This is a genomic window from Streptomyces sp. NPDC046308, assembly GCF_055588065.1.
Map to the genome: position 1 here is coordinate 115,252 of NZ_JBVJFB010000007.1, position 23,361 is coordinate 138,612.

Below are 23,361 nucleotides of genomic sequence, written 5' to 3' on the forward strand. Positions count from 1 at the left end.
CTCAGTCCTGGCTCAGCACCTGGAAGGGAACCGTGTCGTGGTAGTTCGCCATGTAGGCGATCTTTCCGTCCACGATCCGGAAGAAGTTCATGACCTCGGCCTCGATGGGCTCGCCCGAGGCGCTGACCGCGGTCAGGTGCGAGACGGCCGCGGCCTTCTCACCGTCGACGAGGAAGTGCACGGGCTCGTTCCGGAAGACCCGGTACATCGTGCCCATGCCCTTCATCATCGAGCGCAGGACCTCGAGTCCCTCGATGTGGCCGGCCAGCTGCTCGTCCATGACCTGGTCGTCGGCGAACAGGTCGCACCAGCGTTCCCAGTCCCCGGCGTTGGCGTAGTCGTAGTACTTCTGAAGGATCTGTCGTGCGTCCATCGCGCTCATCCCCCCTATCGGTCCCTGCGGGTTCCGTCCGGCGCAAACGGCGCCCAGAACTGGCTGAAGGCTGCTGCCGAGTCCCCGAAGAGCCCGTCGCGGCCCTCGACGATCCGGCCGTCCTGCCAGCGCATGTAGTGGAAGACCGGGTAGTCCATCCGCTCGTACGGGGACCCGCTCGTCTCGGCCGCGCCGGCCCGCAGGGCGACGTTGCGGCACACGTCCGCGGAACAGTCCTCGCCGACGAGGACCGCCTCCAGGTCCATCCGGAAGGTGCCGCCCGTGAGCTTGTGGGTCTGCCCCATCAGCTCCAGGAAGGCGTCCAGGCTCTCGTACCAGCCGGCCAGCGGGTGGTTGCCCGGCACCAGCCAGCGCAGGTCCTCGGAGTAGTACTCGAGGATGCGCGCCCGGTCGCCGGAGCCGAGGGCGGCGTAGGCCGCCCGCACCCGCTCCTGCGTCACTTCGGTCATGGTCGCTTCTCCTTCGCCGGCGGTCAGAGGGAGCCGGAACCGGGCATCGGTGCCAGGTCGTTGACGGTGTACTGCTTGATCAGCGGTCCGTCGGGACCGGCGACCACGGTCCACGTCTGATCGGCGTCGAAGCCGAGCCACTCACTGCGGGCGGCCGGCGGGTTCCAGATCTTGGCCTGCCAGTTGACGAGGACCCGGACGACCGCCCGGTCGCCCTCGATGACGGGCTCCACCTTCGTGACCGTGTGCACCTCGTCGAAGAAGCGGTGGGTGACGGCCTCGTACCAGCGTCCGAAGCCCTCGTGTCCGAGGAAGGTGTCCTCGGGGACCTTGAACTCCAGGTCCTCGGTGATCAGGGCGAGCACCTCGGCCGCCCCCACGTGCCGGTCCAGCGCCACGTACCACTTCTCGGCGAAACTGCGGATCGCGTCCTCGGTCAGCTGCCGCTCGGCGGGCATGCGGTCTCCTCCTGTCCGTGCTGGGACTTGCGTCGGATGGCTGTCGGCTGTCAGATCTGGACGTCGACGAGGAAGGGTCCGGGGTGGGACAGCATCCGGCCCACGGCGGAGACCGCCTCGTCCGGCTTCTCCACCCGCATCCCGCCGGCGCCGAGCGACCGGGCCAGCCCGGCGAAGTCGATCTCGGGGTGCGAGAGGTCGAAGGAGCCCGGGTACTCGTGCGCCGGGATGTCCCGCTCCCGCCAGTACTCGGCGATGTTGTCGTCCAGCAGCCGGTACTTGCGGTTGTTGCAGACCACGAACTTGGCGTCGATGCCGTGCCGGGCGGCCGTCCACAGCGCCTGGTACGTGTACATCGACCCGCCGTCGCCCGCGAAGCCGACGACGAGCCGGTCCGGGCGGGCCAGCTTGGCGCCGACCGCACCGGGGAAGCCCACCCCGAGCGAACCGCCCCGGGTGAGGTGGTAGTCGCCCGGGCGCTCCGCCGGCAGGAACCGCGTGACCAGCGGCGAGGTGGTCAGCGCCTCGTCGAAGACGATCAGGTCCCCGCCGGTGCGCTCGGCCAGGGTCTTCAGGAAGACGGCCATCGGCGATCCGTCGTCCGTGGCCACCTGCGCCTCGCGGGCCCGCTCCCGGGCCCGGACGTCGAGCCGGGAGGCCGCCGCCGCCCGCTGCGGCGGGGTGAGCAGCCGGTCCAGTACGCCGGCCAGCGCGCGCAGCGCCTGCTTCGGGTCGGCGGCCAGGCCCAGGTCCACCGGATGGTTCTTGGCGATCTCGTAGGCGTTGAGGTCGATGTGGACGACCTTCGCGCCGGCCCGGAAGGGGCTCTCCAGCTCGGGGAACACCTCCGGGAAGACATAGGTGCCGACGATCAGCACCCCGTCGGCGTCCCCGACCAGCTCCTTGCTGTGCGGGCCGAACATGTGGCCCGTCTGGCCGCGCCGCAGCGGGTGCGAGGCCGCGATGTTCACCTCGGACGAGTCGACCTCGTACACGTCGGCGCCCAGCAGCTCGGCGACGGCGGCGAGCTCGTTCTGCGCCCCGGAGAGCGAGACCCCGTCACCGACGAGGACCACCGGACGCTGCGCCGAGGCGAGCAGCTCGGCCGCCCGTCCCACCGACGCCGGGGAGGGCGCCACGTCCGTGAGCGGCACCGTGGCCGGCAGGACCGGCTCGGAGTTGAGCTCGTCCAGCACGTCCATCGGCAGCGCCACGAACACGGGTCCCCGGGGCGGGGTGAGCGCGATCTTCACGGCGCGCCGGACGGTGCGGAGCACGGAGTGCCGGTCGGTGACCCGCGTCGCGTACTTGGTCACCGGCTTGGCCATGGCCACCAGGTCGGACGCCATCTGCGCGTCCATGGCGTCGTAGCGCACCCCGGCGTCACCGGCGACCACGACGAGCGGGGTGTGGCCGCGCAGCGACTGGTAGAGCATCCCGATGCCGTTGCCCAGCCCCACTCCGGAGTGCAGTTGGAGCAGCGCCGCGCCGCCGGTCGCCCGGGCGTACCCGTCGGCGATGCCGGCGGCCACGGTCTCCTGGAGGGCGAGGACGTAGGTGAAGTCCTCCGCCGCGTCCACCGCGTCGAGGAATCCCTGTTCCACCGTCCCCGGATTTCCGAACATCACATTCAGGCCGTCGGCCTTGAACTGCTCGATCAGCCTTTCCCGTCCGGGAGTGGCTTCCATGAATTCCCCCTCTGCTCTCCGACTTCCCTGCGGCTTCTGCGCGGCCTCCGGGATCACCAGCCGTATCGGGTGAGACCGTCCTCCAGGACTTCCACGATCTTCTGCCCCGTGAGATAGGAGTCGGGAGTGGAACGTCCGGTGACGAAGGGAAAGTCGACGATCACCGAGACCGGTTTGCCGAAGTTCCCGTGATACGCACCGCGCGGACCCGTCGCGTCGCGCAGGATGTACTCCAGCGGATACGGCGGCGGCCCCATGTTGAAGTCGGTACCGAGGAATCCGGTGCCGTCCTTGTAGTCGTACTCCTTGCAGTGGCCGGTCACGTGCTTGCCCCGGATGATGCTCCTGCGGTCGCTCCAGTCCCGGGCGAAGGCCAGGCAGGCGACCCCGTAGCACTCCGCGGCCACGACCTTGCCGGCCTTCTCGAACGCCAGGATCAGGGCGTGCACGCGCTCGTTGTTGGCGAGGTCCGCGATCGGGCCGCTGCCGCCGACGATGAGGATCGCGTCGTAGTCGGCTATGTCGGCGTCGAGCTTGTCCAGATCCCGGTGGTACTGCTCCAGCTTGCGCAGGTAGCCCTCGTCGCTCGTGTACGGACGCTCGGGGACCCACGCCTCGATGTCGAGCGGCGAGTCCAGCCGGCTCGACTGCTCGAACTCCCGCCCCAGCCGGGCGTTCTCCTCGGTGGTGACCGAGCGTCCCAGCGGGGGGTCGATGTAGTTCGCGTCGAGGCTCGGCGGAAGAGCGTGTGCACGCTTCCCGGTCGGCGTGGCGAATACGACCTCGTAGCCCCGCTCGTCGAACGTCGACACGGGCCCTATCAGTTCCTCGGCCCAGTAACCGTGTTCGGAGACAATGACCAGAATCTTTCTGCTCACGAATTCCTCCAGGCGCCGCCTGTTGTCGTTGGCGTCCCCCACACTGGCCGCGCCCGGGGCGTGCGTCAAAGCGCTGGTATGCGACTTCGTGAGGTAGCGGCCCAGGTCGTGGCGGCACCTCAGGAAGTCGCCCGCGGACGTCATGAAGTAGCTTCAGGACTACCTGACTTCGGCCGATTCGATGAACCATTACCGGGTCCCCGCCCTATGGTCTGGACGCGCCGTGAATCACGGGCGCGCGGGCCGTGTTGGTGAACGAGCACGAGAGAGGGACGGGGACGATGACGATGGACCTGTTGTGCACACACATCGATCAGATACGTCCGGTGGAACCCACCGCCGCCGGCTGCGAGGAGTGCCTCGCGGCCGGTGACACCTGGGTGCACCTGCGGATGTGCCTCAGCTGCGGGCACGTCGGATGCTGCGACTCGTCGAAGAACCGTCACGCCACCCGGCACTACCGGACCACCGAGCACGCCATAGCCGCCTCCCACGAGCCCGGCGAGGCCTGGGCCTGGTGCTACGCCGACAAGCTGATGCTGGACCCGGCATGAGCGCGGCCCCGGAGAGCTCCGCGGCCCCCGCGGTGAGCGCGGCGGCCGCCGAGCGCGCGGAGCACAGGAAGCCGGTCATCCTGGCCGTGGACGACGACCCGCAGGTACTGCGGGCCGTCCGGCGCGACCTGCGCAGCGCCTACGGCGACCGCTACCGGGTGCTCGGCGCCTCCTCGGCGGCCGACGCCCTGAAGATCCTGGACTCCCTCGACGAGCGCGGCCACGACCCCGCGCTGTTCCTCGTGGACCAGCGGATGCCCGACGTCACCGGCGTCGAGTTCCTGCTGGAGGCGGTCAGCCGGTTCCCGGACGCCCGCCGCGTGCTCCTGACGGCCTACGCGGAGACCGACGCGGCGATCACCGCCATCAACCGGGTCCGGCTGGACTACTACCTGCTCAAGCCGTGGGACCCACCGCACGAGCGGCTCTTCCCGGTCCTGGACGACCTGCTGTCCGACTGGCTGGCCACCTACCGCCCCGCGTACGACGGCATCATCGTCGCCGGCCATCTGGTCTCCCCCGGCACCCACGCCGTCCGGGACTTCTTCACCCGCAACGGCCAGCCGTTCCGCTTCCTCAACGTCGAACGGGACCCCGAGGCCCTGACGCTGATCGCGGCCCAGCCCGACGGCGCGCTGCCCCTGGTCCGCTTCCCGGACGGCACGGTGCTCTCCGCCCCCACCGACACCCAGCTCGCCCAGCGCCTGGGCCTGGCCACGACCGCCTCGCGCCCGCACTACGAGTGCGTCATCGTCGGCGCGGGCCCGGCGGGCCTGGCGGCCGGCGTCTACTCGGCCTCCGAGGGCCTGTCCACCCTGATGCTGGACTCCCGCGCCCCGGGCGGGCAGGCCGGCACCTCCAGCCTGATCGAGAACTACCTCGGCTTCCCGTCGGGCCTCTCCGGCGGCGACCTGACCCGCCGGGCCACGATCCAGGCCTCCCGGTTCGGCGCCGAGATCCTGCACCCGGTGGAGGTGGTCTCGCTGACCCGGGACGACCCGGCGAAGATCCTGACCCTGGCGGACGGCACCGAGATCAGCGCGGAGACGGTGCTGCTGGCCACCGGCGTCTCGTACAACCGCCTGGAGGCCCCGGGCGCGGACCGCTTCGAGGGCGCGGGGCTGTACTACGGCGCGGCCACCACGGAGAGCTCCGCCTGCATCTCGCAGCACGTGTTCATCGTGGGCGGGGCCAACTCGGCGGGCCAGGCGGCGGTGCACTTCGCCAAGTACGCCGCCCGGGTGACGATCCTGGTCCGCGCGGCGTCCCTGGACGCGAGCATGTCCCGCTACCTGATCGACGAGATCGACCGCACCCCGAACATCGAGGTGAAGGTCCGTACGACGGTGGTCCGCCTCGACGGCGACGAGCACCTGGAGCGGCTGACCCTCCACGACGCGGACACGGGTGAGGACGCGGAGGTGCCCGCCCGGTTCATGTTCACCTTCATCGGCGCCCGCCCGCACACCGACTGGCTCGCCGGGGTCGTCGAACGGGACGAGTACGGCTTCGTCCTCACCGGCTCGGACCTGATCGCGAACGGCGGGGAACTCCCGGCCGAGTGGAGCCTGGAGCGGGCCCCCTACCCGCTGGAGACGAGTGTGCCCGGCGTCTTCGCGGCCGGCGACGTGCGCGCCCACTCGGTCAAGCGGGTCGCCTCGGGCGTGGGCGAGGGCGCGATGGCCGTCTCCCTGATCCACCGCTACCGCTCGATGGGCTGAGAGCGAACGTCCCGGTCCTTGCGATCAAGAAGGTAGCGGATGCAACGTTGATTACATGATTACAGCCGAACAGAGCGAACAGCTCCGCGCGTGGTTCGCCGAGCGCCTGCCGGTGGACGTCTACGAGTCCCTCCTCTCCGTCACGGCCGACCGCGAGGAGATCACGGTCGTCGGCGTCATACCGGCGACCGAGTCGGTCAAGGAGTTCCGCGAACGCACCCGCGAACAGCGCATCGAGGTGGCCCGCGAGGCCGAGTCCCTCTACCGCCGCAAGGTCGCCTGGGGCGTGCGGGTGGGTGAGGAGACGACGCTCTTCACCCACCTCGCCGTCCCGGTGATGACCCGCCTGCGCCAGTCCGAACGCCAGGTCCTCGACACCCTGGTCGCCGGCGGGGTCGCCCGCAGCCGGGCCGACGCCCTGGCCTGGTGCGTCCGCCTCGTCGGACGCAACACCGACACCTGGCTGACGGAACTGCGCGACTCGCTGGACAAGGTCCGCCAGGTCCGTGAGCAGGGCCCGGACGTCTCCGGCGGGACCGACTCCAGGAAGTCCGGGTCCGAATGACCGATCGGCCCCACTCCGGCGCATGATCGCGTAAGGCTGGCCGAGACCACCAACCAGGGAGAGGCACGCACCCATGACCACCACCGTCGAATACATCCGCTACCGGATCGCATTGGACGACCAGCCGGCCTTCGAGGACGCGTACGCCCGGGCAGCCGAGGCCCTGGCCGCGTCGCCCGAGTGCATCGACTACGAACTGGCCCGGTGCGAGGAGGAGAAGGAGCGCTACATCCTGCGCATCCGCTGGACCTCGATCGAGGCCCACCTGGGCGGCTTCCGCAAGGGCGAGCACTTCCCGGCCTTCTTCAGCGCGATCCGTCCGTACGTGACGGCCATCGAGGAGATGCAGCACTACCTCGTGACGGGCGTCGTCGGCACGGGAAAGGCCGCCGGACAGTCATGAGCACCACACCCACCATCTACGAGTGGATGGGCGGCGCGGAGGCGATGAACCGTCTCACCGACGCCTTCTACGCCCACGCCCTGCAGGACGAGATCCTGGCCCCGGTCTTCGCCGGCATGGACGCGGAGCACCCGCAGCACGTCGCGATCTGGCTGTCGGAGGTGTTCGGCGGACCCTCGGACTACACCGCCCACCACGGCGGCCACCAGCACATGGCCACCAAGCACCTGGGCCGCGGGATCACCGAGAAGCAGCGCCGACGCTGGGTGGACCTGCTGATGGACACGGCCGACGAGGTCGGGCTCCCGACGGACCCGGAGTTCCGCGGGGTCTTCGCCTACTACATCGAGTGGGGCACCCGCATGGCCCTGATCTACTCGGGCCCCAACCCGCCTCCGGTGGACGCGGCCAAGATCCCGGTCTGGTCGTGGGGCCAGACCCCACCGTGGATCCCGAAGACGGACTGAGTCACACCTGACCGAGAAGGAACCGGGGCTCCGCCCATTCCAGCCCCGCCGACGCTCGAGGCGCGGGGCCCGGGGCGGAGCCCCGACCTTCAGTCCCGCCGCACCATTCCAGCCCCGCCGGCGTTTGAGGCGCGGGGTCCGGGGCGGAGCCCCGATCTTCAGGCCTGCCGGCGCTTGGGCCGCGGAGCCTCGGCGGTCGGTCCGGCCTCGGCCAGCAGCACGGTGAGCCCCGGCCCACCCTCCCGCTCCCGCTCCCGCCAGAAGTCGACCGCCTCCTCCAGTACCTCCACGAACGTCTCCCACTCGCCGGGCCGCGCAGCGGCATAGTCACGCCACGAGGTCACCGCCACCAGCCGCCCCGCGGCCTCCGGCAGCCACGACAGGTCCCGCATCGCGTCCGCCAGCGCGTCCCAGTTCCCGCCGACCCACTCCGGCAGCCGCAAGGCGACCCCGCACCGCCGCATCAGCTCCGCCTTGCCCCGTACACCCTCCAGGTCCAGCCGTACGGTCGTCCAGCCGGCGGCATCCGCCGCCGCGAGCGCGGGGGCGATCGGCTGCGGGTCCAGGCTCATCGGAGAACCGCCTTGAAGGTGTCGTAGTGGTCGTCCGTGTAGAAGAGCTCCCCACCCTCACCCGTCACGATCCGCCGGGCCCCGCGGTCCCGCTCCCCGGGCGTGGGCACCGTGAACTCGTGGTAGTAGCCGCGCTTCTGCCGGGGCAGGGCCTTCTCGAAGTTCCCGAAGACGGTGCCGTCCTGCCGGTAGGGATACGGCCCGCCCTGGTCGATGAGCGCGAGCACGTCCCGGGCCTGCCGCGGCAGCTCGTCGGCCCGTACGGCGGCCATCCCCTTCGCCCACGCGGGGGCGGTACTACTGCCGGGGCCGACCCCACGGCCACTGGCACTGGCGCTGGCGGCGGCGGGCGCGGGCTTCTGCCCGCCACAGCCCACCGCGCCGACCAGCGCGGCACAGAGGAACACGGCCCCCAGCACACGCAGCAACGATCGGGGCACGTTCCGAAAGATCATGCACCGATCGTGCCAAATATCCGATTCGCTCGCGAATCGCCCGGTGGCCTCAGAGCGCGGCCATCTTGGTGTAGGGACTCAGGATTCGCTTCTGGACCGAACCGAAGTCGACGAGAACAGCGATCCCCTCCTCGATTCCGACGACACGGCCGAGACCGTGCTCATCGTGAGTGACCCGGTCGCCTACGTTGAACTGCCTGATGGGCTGTTCCACGGGGGCCTTGAACGGGCTGGACGGCAAATGGCGGCGAGGTACTGCTGACTTTGTCATTGGAACCAGTATGCGCCCAGCGGGCCGCCGCGCGGTCCGCTGTTCGGATCTCAATTCCGGCACCATCCGCACCGGCCGCCGCATGCCGGGCCGCGACCGACCGCCGATCCGCCGCTACAGGTCGTCGGGATCGGCCCGCTCCAGGGCGGGCCGCAGTCCGGGGGCCGACTCGGTCAGCAGGTAGTCGGCCACCGCCGTGTCCGTGACCAGGCTGGTCACCAGCCCGGACCGGAGCACCGCACCGATCGCGGAGGCCTTGCGCAGCCCGCCCGCGATGGCCACGACCTCCGGGATCCGCCGCAGCCGGTCCGCCTCGACGGTGATGCACCGCTCGCCGAGGTCCCGGCCGACCCGCCGACCCTCGGAGTCGAACAGGTGGGCGGACATCTCGGCCGCGACGCCGAGCGAGGCGTAGTGGGCCCGCTCCTCGTCGGTCAGCATGTCGTGGACCGTGGAGATGCCCGTCTCCCACGACCCGATGGAGACGGCCGCGACCGTCACCTTGTCGAAGTACTCGAAGGCGCGCGCGATCCCGGTCTGGCCGCGCAGCGCGGCCGCCGTCGCCGGGTCGGGCAGCAGCATCGGCGCGTAGATCGGGTGCGCGTCGCCCCCGGAGACCTGGGCGGCCCTGCGCACGGCCTCGACCGAACCGCGCTCGGCGGTCCCCGCGTCGTACACGCCGGTCAGCTGGACCACGGTGCACTGCGGCAGCCGGTGCAGGGAGGCGGCCATGTGAATGGTCGACCGCCCCCACGCGAGGCCCAGTACGTCGCCCTCGTTGACCAGTTCACCCAGGAGGTCGGCGGCGACCGCGCCCAGGTTCTCCGGGTCGGGCGCGTCCTCGGTGGCGTCGGCGGGCGACTCCACCACGACGGCGTGCCGGAGCCCGTACCGGGCCCTGAGCGCGTCCGAACGCTCCGCGTCGAGTTCGGCCGGTACCCGGATCTCGATCCGTACGAGGTCGCGCTCCAGGGCGGTCTCCAGGACCCGGGCCACCTTGAAGCGGCTCACGCCGAACTCCTCGGCGATCTGGATCTTGGACTTGCCCTCGAGGTAGAAACGGCGCGCCATGGCCGCCGCCTGCACCAGCTCCGCGGGTCCCATCCGCAGGGCTGACCGTCCCGCCGACATTGCAGACACCGCGTTCTCCTCACTGCTGTTCACACTCTCGTGTTCACACTCTCGACTCGCCGTTCATCCTGTCAGATCCGACGGCCGTTGATCAGCCTGGACAGCTCCCGTTCACCGAGCTGTTCATCAACCCTTGGCTCAGTGGTCGCAAGCCCACGGCGCCGCGGCGATCGCCGCACCCGCCTGCTCACGCAGCGTGCGTACGGCGGCGGCCGGATCGACCGCTCCGTAGACCGCGCTGCCCGCCACGAACACGTCGGCGCCGGCCTCGGCACAGCGTTCGATGGTCGAGGCCGAGACCCCGCCGTCGACCTGCAGCCACAGCTCCAGGCCGTGCTTGGCGATCAGCTCCCGGGTCCGGCGGATCTTGGGGAGCATGATGTCGAGAAAGGGCTGGCCGCCGAAGCCGGGCTCGACCGTCATGATCAGCAGCATGTCGAGCTCGGGGAGGATGTCCTCGTACTGTTCGATGGGCGTCGCGGGCTTGAGCGCCATCGACGCCCGCGCCCCCTTGGCCCGGATCTCCCGCGCGAGGCGCACGGGCGCCGCCGCGGCCTCGGCGTGGAAGGTGACCGAACCCGCACCGGCCTCCACGTACTGCGGGGCCCAGCGGTCCGGGTTCTCGATCATCAGGTGGAGGTCCAGCGGGATGTCCGTGGCCCGGCTCAGGGACTCCACGACGGGCATGCCGAGGGTGAGGTTCGGGACGAAATGGTTGTCCATGACGTCGACGTGCAGCCAGTCGGCCCCCTTGACGGCCCTCGCCTCCTCGGCGAGACGGGCGAAGTCGGCGGACAGGATGCTGGGATAAATCTGCGCGGCCATGCCCCAAGCCTGCCATGCCTACACCCGGTTCCGGCCACGACCCCGCAAGTCGGGACGGGCTTAGCAACGCTTAACCCATCCCGGCCGACGCTTCATCTGCCCTTAAGGGCCGGCGGGACGGAACCCCCGTCCCGCCGGCTGTCACGCGTCGGCGGATGCCGGACCGTTGGCGGGTGTCGTCACCGCGACGCGCACCGCCCCGGTGGCCGAGGTCGCGACCTGCGCGACCGTGCGGTCTCCGGGGTGGCCGGCGAGGACGGCCGGGGTGCCTCATGCCCACGTGCCCCTCGCCCGCACCGGTCTTGATCTGTTCCCACCCGTCCCACGCCATGCGCGCAGCCCCCGATGGTCCCGTTGATCACACCAGCCGGGACGCTACCTCGCACCGCAGCGCGGCTCATGAGTACGCGTACCCAGGGGGCCGGGGCCCGGCGCTACGCCGTACGCCGCAGCAGGGCCAGGTACATCGCGTCCGTTCCGTGCAGGTGGGGCCACAGCTGGACGTCCGGGCCGTCGCCCAGACCCGGTACGCCCGACATGAACGGCCGCGCGTCGATCAGCTCCGCGGAGACCGGCGAGGCGCCCGCGCCGCGCCCCTTCAGGACGTCGTCCACGACGACCCGGGTCTCGGCCAGGTGCGGCGAGCACGTCGCGTAGCCCACGACGCCGCCGACCCGCACCGCCGACAGCGCTTCGCGCAGCAGTCCGCGCTGGAGCGGCGCGAAGCCCTCCAGGTCCTGCGGGCGGCGGCGCCAGCGGGCCTCCGGGCGGCGGCGGAGCGCGCCCAGGCCCGTGCAGGGGACGTCCATCAGGACGCGGTCGAAGGAGCCCGGCCGCCACGGCGGCCGGGTGCCGTCCGCCGCGATGACCTGGTAGGGGCCCGGGTTGCCCGCGAGGGCGCGCTCCACGAGCCGCGCCCGGTGCGGCTGCTTCTCCGAGGCGAGCAGGAAGGCTCCGCGCTGCGCGGCGAGCGCGGCGAGCAGCGCCGCCTTGCCGCCGGGGCCCGCACAGCCGTCGAGCCAGCGCTCGTCGCTGCCTTCGACCGGTACGGCCGCCAGGGCCATCGCCACCAGCTGGCTGCCCTCGTCCTGCACGCCGGCGCGCCCCTCGCGGACCGCCTCCAGCGCGCCGGGCTCGCCACCCTCGGCCATCCGCACGGCGTACGGCGACCAGCGCCCGGGCAGCGCCGAGTCCTCGCCGACCGCGTCCAGCAGCTCCTGCGGGGTGGAGCGGCCGGGGCGGGCGACCAGGGTCACCTCGGGCCGCTCGTTGTCGGCCTCCAGCAGGTCCTCGATGCCGGCGCGGCCGCCGCCCAGCGCGTCCCAGAGGGCGCTGACGATCCACCGGGGGTGCGAGTGGTACACCGCGAGGTGTTCCTCGGCGTCGTCCTCGTACGGCGGCGCGACCCGCTCCAGCCAGCCGTCGAGATCGTGCGCGGCGATCTTCCGCAGCACGGCGTTCACGAACTTGGCGCGCCCGTCCCCGAGCACCACCCGGGCCAGCTCCACGCTCGCGGAGACCGCCGCGTGCGTGGGGATCCGGGTGCCGAGCAGCTGGTGCGCGCCGAGCGAGAGCACGTCGAGCACCGGCGGGTCCACCTCCCGCAGCGGCCGGTCGATGCACGCCTTGATGACGGCGTCGTAGGTGCCCTGCCGGCGCAGCGTCCCGTAGACCAGCTCGGTGGCCAGTGCCGCGTCGCGCGCCTGGAAGCTCGCGTCCTGGCGGGCCTTCTTCAGCAGGGGCGGCAGGACGAGGTTCGCGTAGGCGTCGCGCTCGTCCACCGCCCGCAGCACCTCGAAGGCCAGCATCCGGACGGGGTCCTTCTGGGGCCGGCGGTACGGCTTCGCCTGCCGCTGGCCTGCGGGGTTGCGACGGGGACGGGGCTGTTCGCTCACGTGAAAGGTGCTCCGGGTGTACGAGGTGCTGCGGTCATGAGGTGCTGCGGTCACCGGGTGTCGCGTGCACGGGGTGCTGCGGTCACGCGGTGGCGGGTCAGCGGGCGCCGCCCCGGCGGGGCGTCGGTCCCTACGGTCCGGGGTCCCGCGCCGCCGCGAGGACGGCGCGGCCGGATTCGGCTCGGCTGGATTCAGCCTACGTCGGCCCCGCCGAGCCGCTCGCCGGGCGCGATCCGCACCCCGCGGGCCCAGTCGGCGGCGCGCATCGGCTTCTTGCCCTGGGGCTGCACCCACAGCAGCTCCACGGCGTGCGAGCCGGTGCCCGCGTGGACGTGGTTCTTGCCCGGGGCGAGCTCGCCGGGCGCCAGGTCGGTGCGGTCGGCCACCAGGCCCAGCGAGATCAGCTTGAGCCGCTCGCCGCGGAAGACGGTCCAGGCGCCCGGGGCGGGCGTGCAGCCGCGCACCACGCGGTCCGCGCGCATCGCGGGGGCCGTCCAGTCGATGCGGGCGTCCTCGACGGTGATCTTGGGCGCGAGGGAGATGCCGTCGGAGGGCTGCGCGACGGCGCGCAGGGTGCCGTCCTCGATGCCGTCCATGGTGGCCGCCAGCAGCCCGGAGCCGGCGAAGGCGAGCCGGGTGAGCAGGTCGCCGCTGGTGTCGGTCGGGCGGATCTCCTCGGTGAGGATGCCGTAGACCGGGCCGGAGTCCAGACCCTCCTCGATGAGGAAGGTGGACGCGCCGGTGACCTGGTCCCCGGCCATGATCGAGTGCTGGACGGGCGCGGCGCCGCGCCAGGCGGGCAGCAGCGAGAAGTGCAGGTTGACCCATCCGTGCCGGGGGATGTCGAGGGCGCTCTTGGGCAGCAGGGCCCCGTAGGCGACGACCGGGCAGCAGTCCGGGGCGATCTCGCGCAGCCGGGCCTGGAAGTCGGGGTCGCGCGGCCGTACGGGCTTGAGGACCTCGATGCCGGCTTCCTCGGCGCGCTCGGCGACCGGGCTGGCGACGAGCCGGCGGCCGCGGCCGGCCGGTGCGTCGGGCCGGGTGACGACGGCGGCGACCTCGTGCCGCCCGGAGGCGATCAGGGCGTCCAGGGCGGGTACGGCGACCTCGGGGGTGCCTGCGAAGACCAGCTTCACTGGGTCCTACCTCGCTATCTCGGCTGTCAGCAGCGCACCAGTCTATGGGGCGGGCGCCCGGGGGCCGCCCGAAGGGCGTCCGGCCCCGGTCCGCCCGGCGCCCCCCATGGATCACCTGCGCCGTCGAGGGGGCGTACGCACACACGCGCGCCCCTCGCATATGCCGACACGCCCCCACAGCGTGACCTGGGCGACGGGTGGCGCGTTGGTCAAGAGAGATTGACCAAAACGGGCCGCGTGTGAACGGTTTCTGCGGCCCGATCCGCCCTTCAGCACCGGTTCGAGAGGCTTCTTCATGGCCGACCACGCCACCCACGACGCCCAAGCCCGGGCCAGCCTGCACCTCCTGGTACGGGACATCGAGCGGGTTCGCCGGCAGGTGGATGCCCTGCGTACGCTCACGGCCCAGCTCGGCAACGTGTACCGCCCGCGCCGCTCCGGTCCCTCCACGGGCTTCGTCGTCTACGGCCGGGCGCCCGCGCCCACCGTCCGCCTCGCGCAGGAGCTGCGGGACAGCGTCGAGACGCTGGTCACCGCCGCGGTGGACTTCGACCGCTCGCTCGGCTTCTCGTGGGACGCGGTCGGTTCGGCGCTCGGCGTCACCAAGCAGGCCGTGCACCGCCGCTACGGCGCCCGGCGGGCGCAGTCCGCCGAGTCCGCGGAGCCGCTGGCCGAGGGCACGACCACCCGGACCCTGGGGCCGCTGCCCACCGTGCCGGTTGCCCGCTCCGTGCCGCCGCAGCCGGTGCGCGAGGAGGCCCAGGCGGCGGCCGGGGGGAGCCCCGGCCGGAGCCTCGGGGAGGCCCCGCGCTCCCCCGCCTTTCCCGGTCCGCGCAACGGCTGACCTCGTGTCCTGCCGCCGGGACGCCGACCCCCGACGGCCGGCCGCCGCCGCTCGCCGCGCCTGAATCCGCCCCCGGCGGGACGACCCAGCGTCTCCCGCCGGGGGCTTGTGCGTGTGCCGCCCGGCCGGTCAGCCGATGTCCGGCGGGTCGATCCGGACCCGCACCGCGTCGGCCGCCGGCACGCCCCGTGCCATCCGGGCCGCCTGGGCGGTCTTCAGGGCGGCCGCCAGGGCCGCGCCGCTGCCCGGCGGGACCCGGACCAGCGCCCGCTCGCCCGGGGACCGCTCCCCGCGCCGCCCCGGTATCGGGACCGGGCCCAGGATCTCCGCGTCCGGCGGCAGCCCGGCGCCGGCCAGGAAGGCCTCCACCGCCTCGCCCCGCCCGGCCACGGCCGCCATCCGCGAGACCGGCGGGAAGCCGAGCTGGGCCCGCTCCGCGAGCTCCCGTACGGCGTGGCCCACCGGGTCCCAGCGGACGAGCGCCTGGACCGGGCGCAGCGTCGGCTCGGCGACCACCACGACCTGTCCGTCGCCCCGGACCAGCGAGGCGGCCGTGATCCACCGCCGCAGCGCGTCCTCCCCCGCCCGCAGGTCGGGCCGCGACAGCATCGCCCAGCCGTCGAGCAGCAGCGCGGCCGCGTACCCGGCGCCGGCGGCCATCGGCTCGGCGCCCGGCGTGCACACCACCAGCGCCGGCCGGTCCGGCACCTCGTCCAGCACGTGGTCGCGCCCGGAGGTCCGTACGGGCACGGCCGGGAAGGCCCGGCCCAGCTCCTCGGCCGTCCGCCGGGCGCCGACCACCTGGGCGCGCAGCCGGAACGAGCCGCACTCCTCGCAGTGCCAGGCCGGCTCGGCGCGCCCGCACCACCCGCACTGCAGGTCCCGCTCGTCGGGGGCCTCCAGGGGGCCCGCGCAGACCGTGCAGCGGGCGGGGGTCCGGCACCGCTCGCACGCCAGTCGCGGGACGTAGCCACGCCGTGGCACCTGGACGAGCACGGGGCCGGTCTTCAGCCCCTCCCGTACGGTCTCCCACGCCAGGCTGGGCAGTCGCGCGGCGCGGGCCGCCTCGTCGCGGGCGAGCAGTTCGTCGCCCACGGTCCGGATCCGGGGGGCGCAGGCCCGTACGGTCTCCCGGCTCGCGACGAGCGGCCGCGCCCAGCCCGACTCGACGAGCTGCGCGGCCTCCACGGTGCAGCTGGTGCTCCCGGCCAGGAAGGCGCAGCCTTCGCTGACCGCGCGCAGTTCCAGCACCTCCCGGACGTGCGGGAAGGGGGCGTTGTCGTCGCTGTGGCTGGAGTCGCCGTCGTCCCAGACGGCGACCAGCCCGAGGTCCCGTACGGGGGCGAACATCGCCGCACGGGTCCCGATGACGGCGCGCACCGAGCCCCGGTTCACGGCGAGCCACTGGCGGTAGCGCTTCTCGGGCCCGGACTCGGCGGTCAGCAGCGCGTGCCGTCCCTCGCCGAGCAGGGCGGTCAGCGCCTGGTCGACCCGGGCGGCGGTGCGCCCGTCGGGGACCACGGCGAGAGCGCCGCGCCCGGAGGCGAGGGTGGCGGCCATGGCGCGGGCGAGTTCGTCCGCCCAGCCGGGGCCGGGCAGGGCGGTCCACACGGCGCGCGGGGCGGCTCCGGCGGCCAGGGCCCCCAGGAAGGCGGGCCCTGCGCCGTACCGCTCCCAGCCGGCGGGCTCGGGCGCGGCGGGCGGGGGCAGCGGCTCCGGCGAGGGCTTGGCCTCGGCGCGGGCGCTCCGCGCGGGCAGGGCGAGCTGGAGCACGTCGGCGACGCTGCCGGCGTAGCGATCGGCGACGGCACGGGCGAGGGCCAGCATGCCGGGGCTGAGCACCACCTCGGGCGAGACCACGTGGGCGAGGGCGGCGAGGGCCCCGTTGTAGTCGGACTCGGCGCGGCGCTCGACGATGAAGCCGTCGATGAGGCCGCCGCCCTCGCGGCGGCCGCCGTGCACCTGGTGGGAGCCGGCGCCGAAGCGGACCCGGACGCGGACTCCGGGCTGGGCGGCCTCGGAGAGCTCGGCGGGCACGGCGTAGTCGAAGGTGCGGTCGAGGTGGAGCACGCCCTTGTTCACGAGGACCCGGGCGACGGGCAGTTCCTCGGCCAGGGCGGCGCCCCGCCAGGTGCGCGGCTTCGCCTTGGGCGCCTTGGCCTTCGCCTCGGCGACCATCTCCCGGATCAGTGCGAGCTGCTCCGGCTGGGAATCGTTCGCGCTGCTCACATCAGCATTCTTACCAAACCCCACCGACAGCCACGGCATGCGAACGGCCCCGGACCAGGAGGTCCGGGGCCGAGCGCCTACGAGCGGTGGTGCCTACAGACCGGCGGCCGTGCGCAGCGCGTCGACGCGGTCGGTGCGCTCCCAGGTGAAGTCCGGCAGCTCACGGCCGAAGTGGCCGTAGGCGGCGGTCTGGGCGTAGATCGGGCGCAGCAGGTCGAGGTCGCGGATGATCGCGGCCGGGCGCAGGTCGAAGACCTCGCCGATCGCGTCCTCGATCTTCTGGACCTCGACCTTGGCGGTGCCGAAGGTCTCGACGAACAGACCGACGGGCTCGGCCTTGCCGATGGCGTAGGCGACCTGGACCTCGCAGCGCGAGGCGAGGCCGGCGGCGACGACGTTCTTGGCGACCCAGCGCATGGCGTAGGCGGCGGAGCGGTCGACCTTGGACGGGTCCTTGCCGGAGAAGGCGCCGCCGCCGTGGCGGGCCATGCCGCCGTAGGTGTCGATGATGATCTTGCGGCCGGTCAGGCCGGCGTCGCCCATCGGGCCGCCGATCTCGAAACGGCCGGTCGGGTTCACCAGCAGGCGGTAGCCCTCGGTGTCGAGCTTGATGCCGTCCTCGACGAGCTGGGCCAGCACGTGCTCGACGACGAACTCGCGGATGTCCGGGGCGAGCAGCGAGTCCAGGTCGATGTCCGAGGCGTGCTGCGAGGAGACCACGACGGTGTCCAGGCGCACGGCCTTGTCGCCGTCGTACTCGATGGTGACCTGGGTCTTGCCGTCGGGGCGCAGGTACGGGATGGTGCCGTTCTTGCGGACCTCGGACAGCCGGCGGGAGAGCCGGTGCGCGATGTGGATCGGGAGCGGCATGAGCTCGGGGGTCTCGTCGCAGGCGTAGCCGAACATCAGGCCCTGGTCGCCGGCGCCCTGCTTGTCGAGCTCGTCCTCGTCGCCCTCGACGCGCTTCTCGTAGGCGGTGTCGACGCCCTGCGCGATGTCGGGGGACTGGGCACCGATGGACACCGACACGCCGCAGGAGGCGCCGTCGAAGCCCTTCTTCGAGGAGTCGTAGCCGATCTCGAGGATCTTCTCCCGGACGAGCTGCGCGATCGGCGCGTAGGCCTTCGTCGTCACCTCGCCCGCGATGTGCACGAGACCGGTGGTGATGAGGGTCTCCACGGCCACGCGCGAGGTCGGGTCCTCGGAGAGGAGCGCGTCGAGGATCGTGTCGCTGATCTGGTCAGCGATCTTGTCGGGGTGGCCCTCGGTCACGGACTCCGAGGTGAACAGACGACGGGACACAACGCTCCCTGGGGTTGCAGCGGCTGCTGGCTGATCATTTGGCGGAACCACACCGGAGGCTGCGCCCGGTCACGTTCCTTGTGCAGTTTATCGGTCGCCACCGTTTCCGGGACCACCCGTCTCGCCTTATGGGAGCCGTGTGACCTGCGGCACCTCATTCTGACCCACGGAGGTGATCAGGAGAAGGGCAATCGGCTCAGGCGCGTCGCGGCGCCAGCCGGACGGACACCTGGTCCCAAATGGCCTCGGCAAGGGCTTCCTTCGGTCCGTAGGGCACTTGAATTTCCGACCCCTCGGAGGAAAGGATGACGGCTTCGTTCTCCTCAGAACCAAAGGTGCGGGCCTCACCGACCTCGTTCACGACGAGAAGATCACATCCCTTGCGCAGGAGCTTGGCGCGGCCGTTGGCGAGGACGTCGTCGGTCTCGGCGGCGAATCCCACGACGACCTGCCCGTCGCGGGCCCGGTCGGCCGAGATCTCCGCCAGGACGTCCGGATTGCGTACGAGGGCGACCGGCGCGGGGTCCTGCCCGTCCTTCTTCTTGATCTTCCCGCCCGCGTACTCGGCGGGCCGGAAGTCCGCCACGGCGGCGGCCATCACCACGACGTCGGCGTCCGCCGCCGCCTTGAGCACGGCCTCCCGCAGCTGCACCGCCGTCCCCACCCGTACGACGTCCGCCCCGGCCGGGTCGGCCAGTGCGGTGTTGGCCGCCACCAGGGTGACGCGGGCCCCGCGCGCGACGGCCGTACGGGCGAGCGCGTAGCCCTGCTTGCCCGAGGAGCGGTTGCCGAGGAAGCGGACCGGGTCCAGCGGCTCCCGCGTGCCGCCGGCGCTGATCACCACGTGTCGCCCCACGAGGTCCGGCTCGTCCACGCCGCGCGCCAGGACGCGGCGGCACACCTCGTAGATCTCCGCCGGGTCGGGCAGCCGGCCCTTGCCGGTGTCCTTGCCGGTGAGCCGTCCGACCGCGGGCTCGATGACGAGGGCACCGCGCCGGCGCAGGGTGGCCACGTTCTCCTGGGTGGCCGGGTGCTCCCACATCTCGGTGTGCATGGCGGGGGCGAAGACCACCGGACATCGGGCGGTGAGCAGCGTGTTCGTGAGGAGGTCGTCGGCGAGCCCGTGGGCCGCCTTGGCCAGCATGTCCGCGGTGGCCGGGGCGACGACGACGAGGTCGGCGGACTGCCCGATGCGCACGTGCGGCACCTCGTGGACGGACTCCCACACCTCGGTGGAGGCCGGGTTACCGGAGAGGGCGGCCCAGGTCGCCTCGCCGACGAAGTTCAGGGAGGCCGCGGTGGGCACCACCCGCACGTCGTGTCCGGACTCGGTCAGCAGGCGGAGCAGCTCGCACGACTTGTAGGCGGCGATCCCGCCGCTGACCCCCAGCACGACCTTCGGCTTACCCACCACGCACTCCCCTTCGAGCCTTGTCGACGTTCACCGTCGCTCCCCATGACACACCACAGGCCCGGCAGATGTTCTGCCGGGCCTGTGGTGAAAGGATTTCTCGCGCCTTACTGGGCCGGGGCCTCGATGGCCTCGGAGGTCAGCAGACCCGCGTTGATCTCGCGCAGCGCGATCGAAAGCGGCTTCTCGTGGACGTGGGTGTCCACCAGCGGGCCGACGTACTCCAGCAGGCCCTCACCGAGCTGCGAGTAGTACGCGTTGATCTGACGCGCGCGCTTGGCCGCGTAGATCACGAGGCTGTACTTCGAGTCCGTGGCCTCGAGCAGCTCGTCGATCGGCGGGTTGATGATGCCCTCGGGCGCAGTGATGGAAGAGGACACGCTCTACCTTCCGAAGAATGTGGGAAAGACCGAATCGATCAGGATTCGTTCGATCATGAAATCGACCAACGAATCAGACGACTTCCATCAAGGCTAGCAGCTCACGCGCCACGTCCTCGACGGAGGTGTTGACCAGGGTGGTGTCGAACTCCGACTCGGCAGCGAGCTCGATCTTGGCGGAGGCGAGCCGGCGCTCGATCACCTCGGCCGATTCGGTGCCGCGGCCGGTGAGCCGGCGGACCAGTTCGTCCCAGCTCGGCGGGGCCAGGAAGACGAGCTGGGCGTCGGACATGGACTCGCGGACGAGCCGTGCCCCCTGGAGATCGATCTCCAGCAGTACCGGCTCGCCGTTGTCCAGGCGCTCCAGCACCGCGCCGCGCGGTGTGCCGTAGCGGTTGCCCGCGAACTCGGCCCACTCCAGCAGCTCGCCGTTGGCGATCAGCTTGTCGAACTCGTCGTCATTGACGAAGAAGTAGTGGACTCCGTGTCGCTCACCGGGCCGCGGCTTGCGGGTGGTGGCCGACACCGAGAGCCATACCTCGGGGTGAACCTTGCGCATATGCGCGACGACCGTGCTCTTGCCGACCCCTGAGGGGCCGGAGAGCACGGTCAGCCGCGGACGAACCTCTGCTGCCATAGAGCGATTATCCAGGTTCTCGGGACTGCCTGAGAACGCCGGGAGAACTTCAGTCGACGCCTCAGGCGCCGGTGCTGCCGAACTCGCGCTCCAGAGAGGCGATCTGGTTGGAACCGAGACCTCGGACACGTCGGGACTCGGAGATGCCGAGACGCTCCATGATCTGCTTGGCGCGCACCTTGCCCACGCCAGGCAGTGACTCCAGCAGGGCGGAGACCTTCATCTTGCCGATGACGTCGTTCTCCTGGCCCGTCTTGATGACCTCTTGGAGCGAGGCGCCGGAGTGCTTGAGTCGATTCTTGACCTCGGCCCGCTCCCGGCGAGCCGCGGCGGCCTTTTCGAGCGCGGCTGCGCGCTGTTCAGGGGTAAGGGGCGGAAGAGCCACGCCTACGTCACCTCGGATGTCGAACTGTCGGATACGGACCGGTGGGCAGCCCGAAGGCACCACACCTGGCGAGCTCCCGAACAGCGATCGAAACGCGTTCGCTGCACGTTCACTCTGCTCGGAGACTAGCGGCCCACACCGCTCCAGTCAGCGAGAACGGACGAAAAGTCCTGGTCAGCCTCCACTGAACCGTACATCACGGACAAAATACCTCTGTTTTGTCCGATGAAGAGCGTTCGGGTTTCGCCAAGAACTGCGAGAGGCCGCGCCGCGGGAGTCGCGGGCGGCCTCCACGGGCGGGCGATTACGCGGAAACGGCCTCGCCGATCTCGTCGGCGAACCGCCGCGCGGAGTCGCGCAGCGCCGCGACGTCCGGACCGTGCTTGAGGACGCCCCGCGACACGTTCGGGACGACGTTGCGGACGGCCTTGCCGAACACCGCCGGCAGGTCCGCCGCCGTCGCGCCCTGCGCGCCGATGCCGGGGGCCAGCAGCGGCCCGTTGATGTCCAGGTCGAAGGAGGACAGGTCGCCGAGCGTGGCACCGACCACCGCGCCGAAGGACCCCATCGGGGCGGCGTCCGAGTTCTCCGCCGCCAGGTGCGCCAGCATCGTCGCGCCGATGGTCCGGCCGTCCTCGCGGACCGCCCGCTGGACCTCCGCGCCCTCCGGGTTCGAGGTCAGGGCGAGCACGAACAGACCGGCGCCGGAGGTGCGGGCCAGCTCCACCGCGGGCTTCAGGGAGCCGTAGCCCAGGTACGGGGAGACCGTCAGCGCGTCCGAGAACAGCGGCGAGGCCGGGTCCAGGAAGGCCGAGGCGTACGCGGCCATGGTCGAGCCGATGTCGCCCCGCTTGGCGTCCATGACGACCAGGGTCCCGGCCGAGCGGGCGTCGGCGACGGTCTGCTCCAGGACGGCCACGCCCTTCGAGCCGAACCGCTCGAAGAAGGCCGCCTGCGGCTTGAAGACCGCCACCGACTCCGCGAGCGCCTCCACGACGGTGCGGGAGAACCGCTCCAGGCCCGCGATGTCGTCGGACAGGCCCCACTGGGCCAGCAGCTCGGCGTGCGGGTCGATGCCCACGCACAGCGGGCCGCGGGTGTCCATCGCCTGGCGCAGGCGGGTGCCGAACGGGGTCACAGGGCTCACTTCGCGGCCTTTCGGGTCTCGGCGCCCACCGCTTCGGCGAGCGTCGCGTACGGGCTGACGGCCAGGCGCGCGGCCAGGCCCTTGTGGATGGCGCGGGCGTAGCAGGGGCCCTCGTAGATGAAGGCGCTGTAGCCCTGGATCAGCGTGGCCCCGGCGAGGATCCGCTGCCAGGCGTCCTCGGCGTTCTCGATGCCGCCGACCCCGATCAGGACCAGTCGGTCGCCCACGCGGGCGTACAGGCGGCGCAGGACCTCCAGGGAGCGCTCCTTGACCGGGGCGCCGGACAGTCCGCCGGTCTCCTTCACCAGGGACGGGGAGGACTTCAGGCCGAGGCCCTCGCGCGCGATGGTGGTGTTGGTCGCGATGATGCCGTCGAGTCCCAGCTCCAGGGCCAGGTCGGCGACCGCGTCGACGTCCTCGTCGGCCAGGTCGGGGGCGATCTTGACCAGCAGCGGGACCCGGCGGTCGGTCACAGTGCGGTCCGCGGCCTCCCGTACGGCCGTCAGCAGCGGGCGCAGCGACTCGGTGGCCTGCAGGTTGCGCAGACCCGGGGTGTTCGGCGAGGAGACGTTCACGACGAGGTAGTCGGCGTGGCGGGCGAGCCGCTCGGTGGAGGCGACGTAGTCCGCCACCGCCTCCTCCTCCGGCACGACCTTCGTCTTGCCGATGTTGACGCCGACGACCGTCCTGAAGACGGGGCGGCGGGCCGCCAGGCGGTCCGCGACGGCCGCGGAGCCCTCGTTGTTGAAGCCCATCCGGTTGATCAGCGCGCGGTCCGGCACGAGGCGGAACAGCCGCTTCTTGGGGTTGCCGGGCTGCGGCTCGGCCGTGACCGTGCCGATCTCGACGTGGTCGAAGCCGAGCATCGACATGCCGTCGATGGCCACGGCGTTCTTGTCGAAGCCGGCCGCGAGGCCGAAGGGGCCGTGCATGCGCAGGCCGAGGGCCTCGGTGCGGAGCTCCTTGTGGCGGGGGGCGAGGTAGGCCGCGACGAAGGTGCGCAGCACGGGGGTGCGGGCGGCGAGGCGGATCCAGCGGAAGGCCGTGTAGTGGGCCTTCTCCGGGTCCATCCGCTTGAAGACCAGGTTGAAGAAGAGTTCGTACATCGTCGAGAGGATCCCTCTGCGCTCATGGAAAGGGGGACACCCGTCGTGAAACCGGTGT

The 23,361-nt window shown here is 71.9% G+C and carries 26 protein-coding genes; 6 read left to right on the plus strand and 20 right to left on the minus strand.

Annotation, left to right across the window (positions count from 1 at the left end):
* Position 1: 1 nt before the first annotated feature.
* The 5 genes from ACZ6JT_RS26465 to ACZ6JT_RS26485 are packed head-to-tail and all read right to left on the minus strand — an operon-like array spanning position 2 to position 3,867.
* The gene (locus ACZ6JT_RS26465; RefSeq protein WP_469213467.1) at positions 2-373 is read right to left on the minus strand and encodes a nuclear transport factor 2 family protein; all 372 of its coding nucleotides are present in this window, start codon (positions 371-373) and stop codon (positions 2-4) included.
* Between the two features lie 14 nt (positions 374-387).
* On the minus strand, positions 388-843 hold the full coding sequence (locus ACZ6JT_RS26470) for a nuclear transport factor 2 family protein (RefSeq protein WP_351297091.1): 456 nt from the start codon (positions 841-843) through the stop codon (positions 388-390).
* 23 nt (positions 844-866) lie between these two features.
* Positions 867-1,301, minus strand: coding sequence for a nuclear transport factor 2 family protein (locus ACZ6JT_RS26475; protein WP_365477452.1), 435 nt, complete (start codon positions 1,299-1,301; stop codon positions 867-869).
* A 50-nt stretch (positions 1,302-1,351) separates the two neighbouring features.
* A complete protein-coding gene (locus ACZ6JT_RS26480; protein ID WP_469213470.1) occupies positions 1,352-2,989 on the minus strand; it encodes a thiamine pyrophosphate-binding protein in 1,638 nt (545 codons plus the stop codon).
* 53 nt (positions 2,990-3,042) lie between these two features.
* Entirely contained in the window at positions 3,043-3,867 is an 825-nt protein-coding gene (locus ACZ6JT_RS26485; protein ID WP_469213471.1) for a type 1 glutamine amidotransferase domain-containing protein, read from the minus strand.
* A gap of 281 nt (positions 3,868-4,148) precedes the next feature.
* On the opposite strand from ACZ6JT_RS26485, the gene ACZ6JT_RS26490 reads away from it, so the two are divergent.
* The 5 genes from ACZ6JT_RS26490 (at position 4,149) to ACZ6JT_RS26510 (ending at position 7,577) form a co-directional block, all read left to right on the plus strand.
* Positions 4,149-4,421 carry a UBP-type zinc finger domain-containing protein gene (locus ACZ6JT_RS26490; protein WP_388836452.1) on the plus strand — a complete coding sequence of 91 codons (273 nt, stop codon included), beginning with the start codon at positions 4,149-4,151 and terminating at the stop codon, positions 4,419-4,421.
* A complete protein-coding gene (locus tag ACZ6JT_RS26495; RefSeq protein ID WP_469213474.1) occupies positions 4,418-6,142 on the plus strand; it encodes an FAD-dependent oxidoreductase in 1,725 nt (574 codons plus the stop codon). Before ACZ6JT_RS26490 ends, ACZ6JT_RS26495 begins: the two co-directional genes overlap by 4 nt.
* A 55-nt stretch (positions 6,143-6,197) precedes the next feature.
* On the plus strand, positions 6,198-6,707 hold the full coding sequence (locus tag ACZ6JT_RS26500) for a hypothetical protein (protein ID WP_469213477.1): 510 nt from the start codon (positions 6,198-6,200) through the stop codon (positions 6,705-6,707).
* 73 nt (positions 6,708-6,780) lie between these two features.
* Positions 6,781-7,110 carry a putative quinol monooxygenase gene (locus ACZ6JT_RS26505; RefSeq protein ID WP_388836446.1) on the plus strand — a complete coding sequence of 110 codons (330 nt, stop codon included), beginning with the start codon at positions 6,781-6,783 and terminating at the stop codon, positions 7,108-7,110.
* Positions 7,107-7,577 (plus strand): group II truncated hemoglobin, encoded by a 471-nt coding sequence (locus tag ACZ6JT_RS26510; protein WP_469213479.1) that lies wholly within the window; start codon positions 7,107-7,109, stop codon positions 7,575-7,577. The genes ACZ6JT_RS26505 and ACZ6JT_RS26510 overlap by 4 nt, the downstream gene beginning before the upstream one ends.
* 158 nt (positions 7,578-7,735) lie before the next feature.
* On the opposite strand, the gene ACZ6JT_RS26515 is transcribed toward ACZ6JT_RS26510, so the two are convergent.
* The 7 genes from ACZ6JT_RS26515 to fmt all read right to left on the minus strand — a co-directional run bounded on the left by ACZ6JT_RS26515 (position 7,736) and on the right by fmt (position 13,862).
* A complete protein-coding gene (locus ACZ6JT_RS26515) occupies positions 7,736-8,149 on the minus strand; it encodes a barstar family protein (RefSeq protein WP_469213481.1) in 414 nt (137 codons plus the stop codon).
* The gene (locus tag ACZ6JT_RS26520; RefSeq protein WP_469213483.1) at positions 8,146-8,604 is read right to left on the minus strand and encodes a guanyl-specific ribonuclease; all 459 of its coding nucleotides are present in this window, start codon (positions 8,602-8,604) and stop codon (positions 8,146-8,148) included. Before ACZ6JT_RS26520 ends, ACZ6JT_RS26515 begins: the two co-directional genes overlap by 4 nt.
* A gap of 49 nt (positions 8,605-8,653) precedes the next feature.
* Positions 8,654-8,875 carry a CarD family transcriptional regulator gene (locus tag ACZ6JT_RS26525; RefSeq protein ID WP_030012151.1) on the minus strand — a complete coding sequence of 74 codons (222 nt, stop codon included), beginning with the start codon at positions 8,873-8,875 and terminating at the stop codon, positions 8,654-8,656.
* Positions 8,876-8,989: 114 nt separating this feature from the next.
* Complete coding sequence (locus tag ACZ6JT_RS26530; protein ID WP_469213906.1) at positions 8,990-10,006, minus strand: sugar-binding transcriptional regulator; 1,017 nt, start codon at positions 10,004-10,006, stop codon at positions 8,990-8,992.
* Between the two features lie 138 nt (positions 10,007-10,144).
* Complete coding sequence (gene rpe, locus ACZ6JT_RS26535; RefSeq protein WP_469213485.1) at positions 10,145-10,831, minus strand: ribulose-phosphate 3-epimerase; 687 nt, start codon at positions 10,829-10,831, stop codon at positions 10,145-10,147.
* Positions 10,832-11,265: 434 nt separating this feature from the next.
* Positions 11,266-12,726: an RsmB/NOP family class I SAM-dependent RNA methyltransferase gene (locus ACZ6JT_RS26540; RefSeq protein WP_469213487.1), complete on the minus strand. Its 1,461-nt coding sequence runs from the start codon at positions 12,724-12,726 to the stop codon at positions 11,266-11,268.
* Between the two features lie 191 nt (positions 12,727-12,917).
* Positions 12,918-13,862 carry a methionyl-tRNA formyltransferase gene (gene fmt / locus ACZ6JT_RS26545; RefSeq protein ID WP_469213489.1) on the minus strand — a complete coding sequence of 315 codons (945 nt, stop codon included), beginning with the start codon at positions 13,860-13,862 and terminating at the stop codon, positions 12,918-12,920.
* A 295-nt stretch (positions 13,863-14,157) separates the two neighbouring features.
* Between fmt and ACZ6JT_RS26550 the strand changes: the two genes are divergently transcribed.
* Positions 14,158-14,706 carry a hypothetical protein gene (locus ACZ6JT_RS26550; RefSeq protein ID WP_469213491.1) on the plus strand — a complete coding sequence of 183 codons (549 nt, stop codon included), beginning with the start codon at positions 14,158-14,160 and terminating at the stop codon, positions 14,704-14,706.
* A 129-nt stretch (positions 14,707-14,835) separates the two neighbouring features.
* On the opposite strand, the gene ACZ6JT_RS26555 is transcribed toward ACZ6JT_RS26550, so the two are convergent.
* The 8 genes from ACZ6JT_RS26555 to ACZ6JT_RS26590 form a co-directional block, all read right to left on the minus strand.
* Positions 14,836-16,974, minus strand: coding sequence for a primosomal protein N' (locus ACZ6JT_RS26555; RefSeq protein WP_469213493.1), 2,139 nt, complete (start codon positions 16,972-16,974; stop codon positions 14,836-14,838).
* A 54-nt stretch (positions 16,975-17,028) separates the two neighbouring features.
* A complete protein-coding gene (metK, locus tag ACZ6JT_RS26560) occupies positions 17,029-18,237 on the minus strand; it encodes a methionine adenosyltransferase (protein WP_319721164.1) in 1,209 nt (402 codons plus the stop codon).
* 196 nt (positions 18,238-18,433) lie between these two features.
* The gene (gene coaBC / locus ACZ6JT_RS26565) at positions 18,434-19,648 is read right to left on the minus strand and encodes a bifunctional phosphopantothenoylcysteine decarboxylase/phosphopantothenate--cysteine ligase CoaBC (protein ID WP_469213495.1); all 1,215 of its coding nucleotides are present in this window, start codon (positions 19,646-19,648) and stop codon (positions 18,434-18,436) included.
* A gap of 107 nt (positions 19,649-19,755) precedes the next feature.
* Positions 19,756-20,028: a DNA-directed RNA polymerase subunit omega gene (gene rpoZ / locus ACZ6JT_RS26570; protein WP_004948662.1), complete on the minus strand. Its 273-nt coding sequence runs from the start codon at positions 20,026-20,028 to the stop codon at positions 19,756-19,758.
* Positions 20,029-20,101: 73 nt separating this feature from the next.
* Positions 20,102-20,665, minus strand: a complete 564-nt coding sequence (gene gmk, locus ACZ6JT_RS26575) for a guanylate kinase (RefSeq protein WP_030706348.1) — start codon at positions 20,663-20,665, stop codon at positions 20,102-20,104.
* A gap of 61 nt (positions 20,666-20,726) precedes the next feature.
* Entirely contained in the window at positions 20,727-21,050 is a 324-nt protein-coding gene (locus ACZ6JT_RS26580; protein WP_030008746.1) for an integration host factor, read from the minus strand.
* A gap of 304 nt (positions 21,051-21,354) precedes the next feature.
* Positions 21,355-22,197 carry an orotidine-5'-phosphate decarboxylase gene (pyrF, locus tag ACZ6JT_RS26585; RefSeq protein ID WP_469213498.1) on the minus strand — a complete coding sequence of 281 codons (843 nt, stop codon included), beginning with the start codon at positions 22,195-22,197 and terminating at the stop codon, positions 21,355-21,357.
* Entirely contained in the window at positions 22,194-23,303 is a 1,110-nt protein-coding gene (locus ACZ6JT_RS26590) for a quinone-dependent dihydroorotate dehydrogenase (protein WP_469213500.1), read from the minus strand. The genes pyrF and ACZ6JT_RS26590 overlap by 4 nt, the downstream gene beginning before the upstream one ends.
* Positions 23,304-23,361 lie beyond the last annotated feature (58 nt).

Bases quoted from the DNA above. Each gene is read 5' to 3' on its own strand.
- ACZ6JT_RS26480 (WP_469213470.1), bottom strand. From the start codon at position 2,989: ATGGAAGCCACTCCCGGACGGGAAAGGCTGATCGAGCAGTTCAAGGCC.
- ACZ6JT_RS26550 (WP_469213491.1), top strand. From the start codon at position 14,158: ATGGCCGACCACGCCACCCACGACGCCCAAGCCCGGGCCAGCCTGCAC.
- rpe (WP_469213485.1), bottom strand. From the start codon at position 10,831: ATGGCCGCGCAGATTTATCCCAGCATCCTGTCCGCCGACTTCGCCCGT.
- ACZ6JT_RS26525 (WP_030012151.1), bottom strand. From the start codon at position 8,875: ATGACAAAGTCAGCAGTACCTCGCCGCCATTTGCCGTCCAGCCCGTTC.
- ACZ6JT_RS26495 (WP_469213474.1), top strand. From the start codon at position 4,418: ATGAGCGCGGCCCCGGAGAGCTCCGCGGCCCCCGCGGTGAGCGCGGCG.
- ACZ6JT_RS26505 (WP_388836446.1), top strand. From the start codon at position 6,781: ATGACCACCACCGTCGAATACATCCGCTACCGGATCGCATTGGACGAC.
- ACZ6JT_RS26515 (WP_469213481.1), bottom strand. From the start codon at position 8,149: ATGAGCCTGGACCCGCAGCCGATCGCCCCCGCGCTCGCGGCGGCGGAT.
- ACZ6JT_RS26470 (WP_351297091.1), bottom strand. From the start codon at position 843: ATGACCGAAGTGACGCAGGAGCGGGTGCGGGCGGCCTACGCCGCCCTC.
- ACZ6JT_RS26465 (WP_469213467.1), bottom strand. From the start codon at position 373: ATGGACGCACGACAGATCCTTCAGAAGTACTACGACTACGCCAACGCC.
- ACZ6JT_RS26500 (WP_469213477.1), top strand. From the start codon at position 6,198: ATGATTACAGCCGAACAGAGCGAACAGCTCCGCGCGTGGTTCGCCGAG.
- gmk (WP_030706348.1), bottom strand. From the start codon at position 20,665: ATGGCAGCAGAGGTTCGTCCGCGGCTGACCGTGCTCTCCGGCCCCTCA.
- ACZ6JT_RS26520 (WP_469213483.1), bottom strand. From the start codon at position 8,604: ATGATCTTTCGGAACGTGCCCCGATCGTTGCTGCGTGTGCTGGGGGCC.
- ACZ6JT_RS26490 (WP_388836452.1), top strand. From the start codon at position 4,149: ATGACGATGGACCTGTTGTGCACACACATCGATCAGATACGTCCGGTG.
- ACZ6JT_RS26510 (WP_469213479.1), top strand. From the start codon at position 7,107: ATGAGCACCACACCCACCATCTACGAGTGGATGGGCGGCGCGGAGGCG.
- ACZ6JT_RS26530 (WP_469213906.1), bottom strand. From the start codon at position 10,006: ATGTCGGCGGGACGGTCAGCCCTGCGGATGGGACCCGCGGAGCTGGTG.
- ACZ6JT_RS26475 (WP_365477452.1), bottom strand. From the start codon at position 1,301: ATGCCCGCCGAGCGGCAGCTGACCGAGGACGCGATCCGCAGTTTCGCC.
- ACZ6JT_RS26590 (WP_469213500.1), bottom strand. From the start codon at position 23,303: ATGTACGAACTCTTCTTCAACCTGGTCTTCAAGCGGATGGACCCGGAG.
- ACZ6JT_RS26555 (WP_469213493.1), bottom strand. From the start codon at position 16,974: ATGCCGTGGCTGTCGGTGGGGTTTGGTAAGAATGCTGATGTGAGCAGC.